Raw genomic sequence first — 11,509 nt, 5'->3', positions numbered from 1 at the left:
TAGAGGGCAAAGTCCAAGTGCTTAACACATTGGACACTACGGTGCCCATCGACCAAAACACGATTTTAGTGGTGCCCTATACCGATGCGGGCTGGGCCCCTCTGCTGGCAAACTTAGGTGGCTTAATCGCCGAAGTCGGGGGACAACTTTCCCACGGAGCCATCGTGGCTCGGGAATATGGGATTCCAGCAGTGATGGATGTGACCGACGTGACCCAGCGATTGCGCACAGGTCAGCGAGTGCGGATTGATGGCCAACAGGGCACCGTTGAGATCCTGTAAAATCAGACTCTGCAATGTTTTGTAACATTACAGATAAGTAGACAACTGTCCGCTCATGTTCCCAGGATGACTACAATCCAAGTGCCTCAACTCGAAAATAGATTTTGCGGTGCCAATGGGCTTTCGCTGTTTTATCAGGCGTGGTATCCATCAGGGACTGCCAAGGCAATATTGGCGCTGGTACATGGATTTGGCGAGCATTGCGATCGCTACTCCACCGTCACCACCGCCCTCACCCAGGCAGGCTATGCCATCTTTGGCTTTGATAACCAGGGTCATGGTCGGTCTGAGGGGCAGCGCGGCCATATTAACCGTTGGCAAGATTACCGCGATAACGTCAGGGCCTTCCTGACTCAAGTACGGCAGCATGAGCCTAATCTGCCGTTGTTTGTTCTAGGCCATAGTCTAGGCGGGTTGATTGTTCTAGACTTTGCGCTCAATGCCCCCCAAGGGTTGACAGGGATTATCATTAGCGGTCCGCCCATCCGACCCGTAGGCATTGCCAAGCCCTACCTAGTGGTGATTGCCCGAGCGCTGTCTGGCATTTGGCCTCGCTTTTCGATGGATGTGGGGGCTGGGGCAGAAACCCTATCGCGCGATCCGGCCATTGTGAATCAAACTGAGGACGATCCGCTCACCCATTCCATGGCAACAGTGCGGTGGGGAACAGAATGTTTGGTTGCGATCGCAACCGTCCGTCGCAATATTGCCCAGCTACAGGTGCCGATTTTGCTAGTCCATGGCAGTGCTGACAAAGTCAATGATGTCAAAGGTAGCGAAGAAATTTTTGCACGCATCACGTCAGACAAAACCCTCAAAATTTATCCTGGCAGCTACCATGAGCCCCATAATGATCTAGACCGCAATCAGGTCATGGACGATGTTATTGAATGGTTAGACAACCATCTCTCTCGTTAACGTTAAGTTCAAACATTTCTGACAGATTCCTTCAGTTCTCCCCCATGCCCCTCACCTGTCAACAGCTCCTCACCCAATACCCAAACCAGTGGCAAGCTGCCACTGTGCACCCCTTTCTCACCCAATGCCAGCAGGGCTCGATCCAAGCCGCACAATTTAACACCTGGCTGGTACAGGATTACCATTTTGTCATTGAATTCACACGATTTGCAGCCAACCTAATCCAGGCAGCTCCCACCGCTCACTTAGATATTTTGTTGGGGGGCATCATCGCCCTCAAAGACGAACTGACCTGGTTTCAGGCCAAGGCGACCGAACGTCAGCTCAACCTCAACCAGGCGCTACAGCCCACGTGTAAAACCTACTGCCAATTTATGGCAGGCTTGACCCAACAGCCCTATCCTGTCAAAGCCACTGCTTTTTGGGCCATTGAACTGGCCTATAACCAGGGTTGGCAAGGTCATAGCCCCATGCCCGCTCCCTATGCAGAATTTGCTGACCGCTGGGGTAATGCTGCCTTTACCACCTATGTCGAGCTGCTGGCCCAACAGGCTGACAGTGCGTTACAAGATACAGACGAGACCACTCAAGCTCAGGCTGAAACTGCATTTCTCACCATTGCTAGATTAGAAAAAGATTTCTGGCAAATGGCCTATGAAGGTAGTTGATGGGTGATTGGGTGTCAGTTATTGGGTGTCAGTTATTGGGTATTTGTTATTGGGTTCAGGTACCTAAGGTGCGATCGCACCGTCTGACGCAATGCGGCCATAGTCAAGCTTGATAATGCGGTCAGCCAGGTGAAAGTAATGATCATCGTGGCTAATGACCAAGAGGGTTTTACCCCGTTGCTTAAGGTCAGCCAGTAGCTGCGTGTAAAAAATCTCACGAAAAAATAGCAGTCAAGTTTTTAACCATGATTGTGGAGAATATTGGAAACACCCGCCCAGCATGAGCACATCTGAGCGGGTTGTTTTTAACTATCGACTACCACCACCAGGAGTTCTAATAACGGCGGTACCTAGGGGAACTTCAGCTCCCAGGTTAGGATAGGTGCCATATACCCGGTAAGGCACATCGATACCAGCATTGACTGTGCCGCGTACCCGAGAGTTTTTCATGACAATTCGAATTGTCTCGTCAGTAGGTATGGGTTCAGCAAATGTGAGGGTGAATTCTTCAAAACCGTAGTTAACAGAAGGTTCAACCGCTTTATCTCCAACAAAAATTTCGAGGCCATCCAGTTCATGGAAAGTGATGCACTGAACACGGACACGTTGTAAGGGGTCGCCTTCAACGGATACTTCAAAGTAGTGATCTTGACCACGTCTGAGCACGCCTGCATCGGATACGGTGGCCGCTATAAACACTGCATTGGCAGCAGGGGTCATCACCATAGCAGCAGTCGATGTCATCGCCAGGGCTGCTAATCCATTCAGTAGTAATTTTTTCACGGGTTACTCCTTTCGGATTGAGTTTTGAAAAAGCACGTCAGTGCTTCTACGCAGAACAATAATGGTCTGGCCCAGTCCAAGTTTGAGGAAGCGCTGAGAAGTCGGTGAGTGGGTTAAAAGAATTGGCTGATGAAGTCTCGGGATTTTTTGGGCTACGTATTACACGAAATTAGTTTTAATTTCAGAAAATTTATTAAGTGATGCTACACGATGTAATCTATAACCATCTCTTCGACACAACATTGAAAACTTTGCAAGAAATGTCCCCAACAGCCAGCTCATTTTTGACTTGGAGGAGTAATTGGCAAAACACGAGCCCTCATACGTTTCGCGTCAATTGTGACCAGTGCTCCAGAAACTAACTCCTCTCTGAACTGCTGCAAAGCCATCAGCACCAACTCACCAATAGCATCAGGTAACGTGTCTTGCGTTCTTACCTGAAACACGCTTGGAGCAATGGGTGGGTGACTGCTAACAAAGCGCCAAAATCTAAATCATGGGTAAATACTACATTTTTATTCTCTTGAGCCCATTGCATCAAATCCCGATCTGGTGCCCTGGGGTCACCCACTGTAGCCCAATGCACAGCTTCAATATCAGCGTTAGCAAAAAAGCCTACCCAAGCCGGTGACAAATTCATGTCAATCAGAATTTTCATGCCGATTGAAGTGGCACTTCAACCTCATCCACACGCCATGCCGCATAGGCTAGCGATTCTTGCAAATCTGCAGATTCTAAATAGGGATACGCCACCAGAATTTCCTCAGATGTGCGTCCTGCGGCCATTAATCCTAAAACAGTACTCACCGTGACACGTAAACCACGAATACAAGGTTTACCCCCCATCACTTCTGGATTCCACGTAATTCTAGTAAATTCTGGCATTGACCTAAGGTCGATTAACAGCAATATTCGCTCACTATTCTAGGCAACTTTTTGATGGTGGTGAAGTTTATCCGCTCTTCAACGCTTGTAGGGTGCTGTGAGCGTAGCGTAACGCAACAGCTTTTATATATGGATCGACTGGTTTCTGCAAAAGATTTTGGAGGTACGACTACAACCCTGCTGTTACTAATGGCTGAGGTACTTTTGATCCTGGTGCCCAGTCTCTGACTGAGCACCGCCACTGAGCCTCTGGCTCATTGCACAGGCCTACAATCGCCGCACCAACATACTAATAACCTCGTCCGGCTCTGGCCTCAAGATCAGACGATTATCAGGCACTTCAATCAGGGGACTCCACTGGCTGGTTTCTACGTACCGTAGATTGTGCAGCAGGTGAATGGTTTGGCGGATGTGGCTGGGGTGACCGAGCAGGATATGGCGAATGGAGCTGCCTGGAGGCTGGCTGCTGGAAAAGTCGGCAGGTAGACTGGGCGGCATACCCGTTGGGGGTGCCTGGTTTGAGAAGGTCATAGGGGCGTTTTCCTTTGTGGGTGTTTAACCACGAGACGACAGGGAGGAAAGCCCCCAAAAAGTTAGCCACCCTGCAACTAAAATCAGGGTGGCTGTAAAATGCTCACAGCTCACCAACTGGTAGTAGCAGTTGGAAGGGTTAGCGGGGTGGTGGTGTTGGTAGCACCGCCATCTCGCGCAGCTAATTTTTTGGGTGCGAAAAACAACTGGGTCAGTTGCTTATTGTGTAGGCTATCAGCCCCAGATCGATGAGTCAAGCAAGTGTTGCTGCTGTACGCTTTGCCAGGATCTGTAGGTTGGCGTTGAGCCCGCGAAACCCAACATCCTTAACATTTTTTATAGAGATGACTTTGAACGGTAAATTTTAATCGCATAAATGTACACCATGCATTTTTATCAATTTACGTCGAGAGATTTTGGCAAGTCGGGTTTCATAAATTCAACCCGACCTACGGTTTATGGGTTCTTCAGATCACGGTCGCCTGAAGAGGTGAATGCTGGAATAGGGCCAATCGTAAGGATTTTGAACAAGACCATGTTTGGCTGGGTTGTGATGAATATACTCAACGTGGTGAATAAAATCGTTTTCGTCCCGGATCAGATGTTCCCAAAAATGACGTTGCCAGGTAGCCTGTTCTTGTTTCTTATAACGAGCAAGGGAGCATGGTTATTTATATTGCTCAGGACAATGGCGGCTAAATTCACTTTTAATCAAACGCCAACGGGTTGAGAAATTAGCATCTCCCTTTGGCAAGGTCCATAAACAATGGAGATGATCCGGTAAAACCACTATGGCATCAATGGTAAATGGATGACGTTGTTTTACCGTACGGAATGATTCTCGCAACAACTCTACCATTTCCGGCGTATCAAATAATTGTTGCCGATTGTAGGTCACCACCGTAAAAAAATACGTGCCTCCCTCTCGTCGGAACCGCCGATATTGCATCCCTTTTAACCATTCTTGCCTCCTCAGAATAGGCAGCTCACCTCCAAAAATATCGCCTCCACATCCGCCGACATCTGTAGGTTGGCGTTGAGCCTGCGAAACCCAACACCCTCTGGCTCATCGCTTCAGAAAACAGTAAAAACCATGCGGTGCGTTACGTTAACACTAACGGCACCCTACGGAAACACCCCATCCAACTCCAACCATTCCCCCACTGGCAACTCCACCCGCTCCGTTGCCAGGTAAATCGCCTTCTGTCGATAGCCATATTCCCCATGACTATCCTCATAGGGCTCACGGTAAACCTCCAACTGCTGGTTCACCAAATTAAAGATCCAATAATGCAAGATCCCTGACTCCGCATACAGCGCAAGTTTCGTACTACGGTCATACCCCAGCGTCGAGTCCGAAATCTCCATCACCACCCAACAATCCGCCGCTCCCGGATGCCCTTCCAAATAATCATCTTCCCGATATTTTGCTAACACCGCATCCGGCGACGGCTCACTATAATCCGACAACGTAATCGGCTCCTGCCCCCGCACCGTAGCCTGCTCCCCCAGCAATAAAATCAACCGTCGCACCAATCGTGTATTGCACACAGAATGGGGCGTACGCTTTGGAGCCATTTCAATCAGTTCACCCCGAATTAATTCAACCGGTCCATCACCAAAGAAACCCAGCTCACCCAACCGGTGAAACTCGTCCGTTGTAAATCGCTTGGCCGATACCGCAACCATGGTTAAGCCCTTTGACATAGCCCTAATATAACGTCGTGACTGAGCACAGTCGACCCACCAGCGTCCCTTTTCCAATAGCGTTCAAGCATTCCCGCCTCAGCAATCTGCCCCTTTTTAAGACATTGCCATTGAAGCTGATGTGACATCAAAATGATTCGGGTGGATGGGTGGATGAGTGGATGCCTTTTTCCCATCTACCCATCTACAGTCAAAACCTGGAACTTATTGCTATACGCCCCCTAATGGGAGAATGGCAGAGTTTAAGAAAATTCAGCAATGGATAAGGGGCAGCAGGGTGGGGACTCTTACTCTTTAAACTGTTGTGCATAAAACTGTTCATATCGGCCACGCTTTTCTAACAGTTCAAAATGGGTACCTGCTTCAGCGATCTGGCCATTCTCAATAAACAGTATTCGATCCGCTTTGCGCACCGTACTCAACCGATGGGCAATCACAAATACCGTCCGATTCTCCATCGCTCGCTCCAGAGCCTCCTGCACTAAGGCTTCTGATTCAGAATCCAATGCCGATGTAGCTTCATCCAAAATCAAAATACGTGGATTCAACAAAATTGCTCGGGCAATGGCAATGCGCTGTCGCTGACCACCGGATAAATTAACGCCGCGTTCTCCTACCCAGGTTTGATACCCCTGGGAGAATTGTTCAATAAAATTGTGGGCATTGGCAATCTTTGCGGCTGCTTCAATAGCGTCATAATCCAGATTCGTCTGACCGTAAGCAATATTCTGCGCAATGGTGCCTGAAAACAATGTTGTTTCCTGGGGAACAATACCAATCTGCTGACGTAGACTCTTTAAAGTCACATCTCGCACATTGGTACCATCGACTAAAATCTCGCCAGCTTGCGGATCGTAAAATCTCGCTAACAGATTCACCAAGGTTGTTTTTCCAGCCCCTGATGGCCCCACTAAAGCAACCACATCTCCTGGCTGTACAAACAGTGAAAGATTATTAAACACTGGCTTGCCAGGCGTGTAGGCAAAGTCAATATTACGATACTCGACTTTACCCGTAATCGGCGGCAAGTCTTGAGCATTCAGTCGCTCACTCAGGCTGGGCTCCTCTGCAAAAATGTCAAATACTCGCTCAACAGAGGCTTCAGTTTGTTTAAAAGTGTTATAGTGCTGCGTCACTAAGTTAATCGGGTCGATTAACAAGGCTACAGCCACCAAAAAGCTCACAAACTCCTTTGGTTGTAAGTTACCCAGCGCAATTTGCCAACCGCCTAGCAAAAACAGAAACATAATGCTGACTGCTTCTAAAAAGCCCACCACGGGATATTGAATTGCAGTCAGATGCTCAGTGCGATATTTAGCAATGCGATTCTCATCGGCCACCTTGCTAAAGCGGCCCACCTCATAGTCGTCAGCAGCAAACGCTTTGACCACTCGGATGTTGCCTAATACCTCAGTCAATAAAGAAGAGAGATTAGAAATTTCATTTTGACTGCGGCGAGAGAGGGCTAACATGCGATTACCAAAGCTGCCAATTAGCCAGGCCATCAACGGTGCAATCAAAAAGCCTGCCAGGGTCAGGGGCCAGTTGAGATAAAACATATAGATGGGAATGGCAATTAGCTGCAAGACGCAGGAGATAAACTGCTGCGACATCTTATAAATAACTTCGCCAATCCGATCAATGTCCTCAGTCAAACGATAGGAAAGATCACCCGTTTTAGCAGTCGCAAAATAATCAATGCTGAGGCGATGTAAGTGGGCGTAGACTTTTTTTCTCAACTCCAGTACCGATGCTAGGGAAGCACGAATCGAAAAAACTTTCTCCCCATATTGAAACAAGTTTTGAATTAAGAACGCCATGGTGGTCAGCCCTAACCACCTGGCAATATTCGAAACCTGTCCCTGACTGATGTAGTAAGTTACCTGACTCGCCAGATAAGGTAGCGTAACTGTGGTCAGTACATAAAAAACAATGAACACAAACGACCAGCAAAACAGTGGCCACTGGGGCTTTAAAAAAGGCAGCAGTTGCCAATAAACTGAGCGCTGTCGTTGGACCATAGTGTCATTAACTCAAATTCAAAACTCACAATACTTGACAAGCAGGTGCGATCGCACCCTCAAGCTGCCACAATCACTCCAGCATCCAGCTTTTCCAAAGTATCTAGCACCACTTTGGCAATGCGATAGGACGCACCAAACGGACCAAATCGCTCTTGACCATTGGCAACACAGGCTTTCATATACGCCTCATCCTGGATAGTCTTGACGGCATACTGGGCAGCTTCTTTGAAGATGGCCGACGTTGCTGGCTTAGTACCAATCGTTTTCACAGAAAGGCCTAACAGTCTCTCCTGGGCTTCAGCAAAAGCATAGGTAAACTGGGGACCGGGTCCAGGAATTTGTAAAATGGGTTTACCAATGGCCATGGCCTGATCCACCGCTAAACCGGCCATACCTAAAACCAGATCAGTGTGGCAAACAATGTCACTAAACGCATCACTAAAGCATAGGACAGTGGCGATTACTTCACCATCCACCACATAAGTCAGTTTGCCTGGAGCACAATGCCAGCCAATATCAGCAGCCGAAATGGTCTCTAGAGAGGCCATAACGTCAGGCACTAAAGCAGCGCAAAACTGAACTTGAGGATTGAGTTTGGCAATTTCCACCACCAACCCCAAAAGCAATTTCAGATTGTGCATAGCTTCGGGCATTCGCGAGCCCGGTAGTAGGGCCATCATCGGTCGAGCAACATCCAGCTGTAAGTCTTTGCCCTTTGGCTTTAGCCGATCAAGAGACGGAATCCCCCCAAACTGGGCTTTAGCCAATCCCTGTTTTTGATAGTCTTTAGCCGTGTAAGCATCCCGCGAGAACAGCGTTAAACAACGGGGAGACTTAAGCACTGCCTTGAGCACCATGTCAATCTTGAGCGTTCCCTCGTACATGGCAGACAGCGATGAGGTAAATGAAATGAAGGGTTTACCGCTAATATAGGCAAAACATTGCCCAACCACATCTCCGGTAGCAAACACTAAATCACAGCTGGGGGCATAATTTCGTACGGCTTGAATCTGTCGCAACGTCGAGGTTAGTAACCCAGCACGAATGTCACTGAGCAGTCGCAGACGATTAGTATACGTGAACCCTCCCGACGGTAATGTCAGCGTCGGTGACACAATAGGGACATTAATGTTGCGATAGGCATGGCCCTGACCCACAATTGGAATAGCCGCAATATTTAGCTCCGGCTCTAGCTCCCAAAGACTACGAATAATGTGGGAAGAATGGTTATCTTCTCCATGGCCGTTGCTAATAAATAGGAGTTTATGGGACATGGGTAGACGGCAGTTGACCAGAGCAGATCGACAGGGATTTCGCTGAGTCCATAGTACAGCCTGGAGACCATTTACCAGTAGATTGAGACCGCTCGGGAGATTGTCACGAATCGTCTTTCATCGACAATCTTGTAGGGGCTGCGCCTAATCTCGTAGGGGCTGCGCCTTGTGGCAACCCCGCCATATCGGAGGTCACCCGCCCAAGTTCCCTAATGATTCAAAAACTTGGCAGAAGGAAAGCTGTCCGATGACAACATCAGGCGACTCAAGTCTTAGTGATTAAAGTGGTTGTCTATTTCTTCATCATGGATTTATCTAATTCGTTTAGATACTAGGCACATATCATGGATATCAACTTATAGTTTAGAAATCTGGGTTAGGTGGAGGTGCAGGGAATCAGGAGATATTGCCCCCTAAATTCTTGCCCCCTATCTTTTGACAAACATTTTGCCTTAAACTCTATACCTACTATTAATTCTCCCAACATCCACACTCCTCTGGCACAATGAGGTGGTCAAACTCCCCAATTACGTAAAGGTCTTTCCAGGTTTTGGTCCTAGCACCTGAAAATTTATTTCCGTTTCAGCTCGATCCGTTTCAAATCGACGCTATTGAGGCGCTTAATAAAGGACAGTCCGTAATCGTCTGTGCCCCCACTGGCTCCGGTAAAACCTTGGTTGGTGAATATGCAATCCACCGAGCGATTCACTTCAATAGACGGGTGTTTTACACCACACCGCTCAAGGCTCTGTCGAATCAAAAACTGCGGGATTTTCGTGAGCAGTTCGGCCATAACCAGGTGGGTCTACTCACAGGGGATATGTCCATCAATCGGGATGCCCCCATTCTGGTGATGACCACGGAGATCTTTCGCAACATGCTCTATGGCACCACCATGGGAGAAGTTGGGGATGCCGTTCAGGATGTGCAGGCGGTAATTCTGGACGAATGCCACTATATGAACGATCGCCAACGTGGCACTGTCTGGGAAGAGTCGATTATTTATTGCCCCCCAGAAATTCAACTGGTGGGGCTGTCAGCCACCGTAGCCAATGGCGATCAGCTAACCGACTGGATTGGGAAGATTCATGGCCCCAGTCAGCTGATTTATTCTGACTTTCGTCCTGTTCCCCTCAATATGCATTTTGGAACGGGTAAAGGCATCTTTCCACTCCTAAATAGCAAGAAAACGGCTCTCCACGATCGGCTTAAAAAACATCGCAAGCCCCCTCGCCGCCAGAAGGGGCAAAAGAAAAAGGCCATGACTGCTGGCAATGAATTTCTGGTTGCCCAGCTCCAGCAAAAGGATATGCTGCCAGCCATTTTCTTTATTTTTAGCCGTAAAGGATGTGACAAGGCGGTACAGAACATTAGTAGCCTTTCTTTGGTTAACCCTTTAGAAACCCGAGCTCTCAAACAGCGGATTGATGAATTCTTAACTGCTAATCCGGAAGCGGCTCGGGCGGGCCAGGTAGAACCGCTTTATCGAGGAGTTGCCGCTCACCATGCAGGCCTTTTGCCTGCGTGGAAAGGTCTGGTGGAAGAACTCTTCCAGGCAGGATTGATCAAGGTTGTTTTTGCCACCGAGACCCTGGCAGCAGGCATCAATATGCCTGCGCGCACCACAGTGATTTCTAGTTTGTCAAAGCGCACCGATAGCGGTCATCGACTGCTCCATGCCTCAGAATTTTTGCAAATGGCAGGACGGGCAGGGCGACGGGGCATGGATGTAGAAGGCCATGTGGTTACCGTAGAAACTCCCTTTGAGGGGGCCAGGGAAGCTGGCTATTTAGCCCTGGCTAAACCAGACCCACTGGTCAGTCAGTTCACCCCTAGCTATGGCATGGTGCTGAATTTACTCCAAACCCATTCCCTGGAGGAGACCCGCGATCTAGTCGAACGCAGTTTTGGTCAATATCTTTCCACCCTGCATCTGACGCCCCAACAACAGGCCATTAATGATGTAGAGCATAATATTGAGCTGATTCGTGAACAGTTGGCAGCCGTTGGCGATGGGCAAATTGCCGAATATGCCAAATTAAAGGAACACCTGCGGGAGGAACGTCGACTGCTGAAAATTTTGGATCAGCAGGCCACGGAAACATTGACTGGCGATCTACACACGGTGATCAACTTTGCGATCGCAGGCACAGTTCTATCCCTCAAGGGAAAACATATCCCCGTCGCCAACCCGATACCAGCGGTATTGGTCACTAAATTACAGGGGCCAAACAAGGTGCCCTATCTAGTATGTCTGACCGGTGATAACCAATGGCTTATGGCAGCTCCCCGCGATGTTTTTGCGCTGTATGAAAAATATGAGCGCATCGCTGCGGTGGATCACCTGATTCCACCTGATGCTCTCACCATGAAAGCGGGCAACAAATGCCCTGGCGATGAAACTACGGCTACGGTAGCTCAAGCTGTTCCCCAAGCGT

11 protein-coding genes and 1 pseudogene are annotated in these 11,509 nt (G+C 48.6%); 4 read left to right on the top strand and 8 right to left on the bottom strand.

The window, feature by feature from the left end; genetic code table 11:
- The 3 genes from DXZ20_RS00995 to DXZ20_RS00985 form a co-directional block, all read left to right on the top strand.
- A partial coding sequence (locus DXZ20_RS00995) for a PEP-utilizing enzyme (protein ID WP_163696556.1) occupies positions 1-281 on the top strand: 281 nt, incomplete at its 5' end.
- 66 nt (positions 282-347) lie between these two features.
- Positions 348-1,199: an alpha/beta hydrolase gene (locus tag DXZ20_RS00990; protein ID WP_163695786.1), complete on the top strand. Its 852-nt coding sequence runs from the start codon at positions 348-350 to the stop codon at positions 1,197-1,199.
- Positions 1,200-1,243: 44 nt separating this feature from the next.
- On the top strand, positions 1,244-1,867 hold the full coding sequence (locus tag DXZ20_RS00985) for a TenA family protein (protein WP_163662817.1): 624 nt from the start codon (positions 1,244-1,246) through the stop codon (positions 1,865-1,867).
- A 309-nt stretch (positions 1,868-2,176) separates the two neighbouring features.
- Here the strand turns inward: DXZ20_RS00985 and DXZ20_RS00980 are convergent, their stop codons facing one another.
- From DXZ20_RS00980 to DXZ20_RS00945, 8 genes and pseudogenes are all read right to left on the bottom strand, one after another.
- A complete protein-coding gene (locus DXZ20_RS00980; RefSeq protein WP_163662820.1) occupies positions 2,177-2,650 on the bottom strand; it encodes a hypothetical protein in 474 nt (157 codons plus the stop codon).
- Positions 2,651-3,083: 433 nt separating this feature from the next.
- A complete protein-coding gene (locus tag DXZ20_RS38405; protein ID WP_348917916.1) occupies positions 3,084-3,308 on the bottom strand; it encodes a DUF5615 family PIN-like protein in 225 nt (74 codons plus the stop codon).
- Positions 3,305-3,535, bottom strand: a complete 231-nt coding sequence (locus tag DXZ20_RS00970) for a DUF433 domain-containing protein (protein WP_163695783.1) — start codon at positions 3,533-3,535, stop codon at positions 3,305-3,307. Before DXZ20_RS00970 ends, DXZ20_RS38405 begins: the two co-directional genes overlap by 4 nt.
- Before the next feature lie 267 nt (positions 3,536-3,802).
- Positions 3,803-4,066, bottom strand: coding sequence for a hypothetical protein (locus DXZ20_RS00965; RefSeq protein ID WP_163695781.1), 264 nt, complete (start codon positions 4,064-4,066; stop codon positions 3,803-3,805).
- Between the two features lie 472 nt (positions 4,067-4,538).
- A pseudogene (locus DXZ20_RS00960) lies at positions 4,539-5,015 on the bottom strand (REP-associated tyrosine transposase).
- Between the two features lie 176 nt (positions 5,016-5,191).
- Positions 5,192-5,755, bottom strand: coding sequence for a Uma2 family endonuclease (locus DXZ20_RS00955; RefSeq protein ID WP_163695779.1), 564 nt, complete (start codon positions 5,753-5,755; stop codon positions 5,192-5,194).
- 305 nt (positions 5,756-6,060) lie between these two features.
- Positions 6,061-7,794 (bottom strand): ABC transporter ATP-binding protein, encoded by a 1,734-nt coding sequence (locus tag DXZ20_RS00950; protein ID WP_163662831.1) that lies wholly within the window; start codon positions 7,792-7,794, stop codon positions 6,061-6,063.
- A gap of 59 nt (positions 7,795-7,853) precedes the next feature.
- Positions 7,854-9,071 carry a lipid-A-disaccharide synthase-related protein gene (locus tag DXZ20_RS00945; RefSeq protein WP_163695776.1) on the bottom strand — a complete coding sequence of 406 codons (1,218 nt, stop codon included), beginning with the start codon at positions 9,069-9,071 and terminating at the stop codon, positions 7,854-7,856.
- 550 nt (positions 9,072-9,621) lie between these two features.
- Between DXZ20_RS00945 and DXZ20_RS00940 the strand changes: the two genes are divergently transcribed.
- A partial coding sequence (locus DXZ20_RS00940; RefSeq protein WP_163696554.1) for a DEAD/DEAH box helicase occupies positions 9,622-11,509 on the top strand: 1,888 nt, incomplete at its 3' end.

Origin of the sequence: Adonisia turfae CCMR0081, from assembly GCF_011009555.1 — a bacterium.
GTDB classification, from domain to species: Bacteria; Cyanobacteriota; Cyanobacteriia; order Phormidesmidales; family Phormidesmidaceae; genus Leptothoe; species Leptothoe turfae.
This window is presented reverse-complemented; position numbering and strand designations above follow the sequence as displayed.

What these genes read in the sequence shown, in the direction of transcription:
- DXZ20_RS00955 (WP_163695779.1), bottom strand. Translation starts at nt 5,755, where the DNA reads ATGGTTGCGGTATCGGCCAAGCGATTTACAACGGACGAGTTTCACCGG.
- DXZ20_RS00970 (WP_163695783.1), bottom strand. Translation starts at nt 3,535, where the DNA reads ATGCCAGAATTTACTAGAATTACGTGGAATCCAGAAGTGATGGGGGGT.
- DXZ20_RS00950 (WP_163662831.1), bottom strand. Translation starts at nt 7,794, where the DNA reads ATGGTCCAACGACAGCGCTCAGTTTATTGGCAACTGCTGCCTTTTTTA.
- DXZ20_RS38405 (WP_348917916.1), bottom strand. Translation starts at nt 3,308, where the DNA reads ATGAAAATTCTGATTGACATGAATTTGTCACCGGCTTGGGTAGGCTTT.
- DXZ20_RS00965 (WP_163695781.1), bottom strand. Translation starts at nt 4,066, where the DNA reads ATGACCTTCTCAAACCAGGCACCCCCAACGGGTATGCCGCCCAGTCTA.
- DXZ20_RS00985 (WP_163662817.1), top strand. Translation starts at nt 1,244, where the DNA reads ATGCCCCTCACCTGTCAACAGCTCCTCACCCAATACCCAAACCAGTGG.
- DXZ20_RS00990 (WP_163695786.1), top strand. Translation starts at nt 348, where the DNA reads ATGACTACAATCCAAGTGCCTCAACTCGAAAATAGATTTTGCGGTGCC.
- DXZ20_RS00945 (WP_163695776.1), bottom strand. Translation starts at nt 9,071, where the DNA reads ATGTCCCATAAACTCCTATTTATTAGCAACGGCCATGGAGAAGATAAC.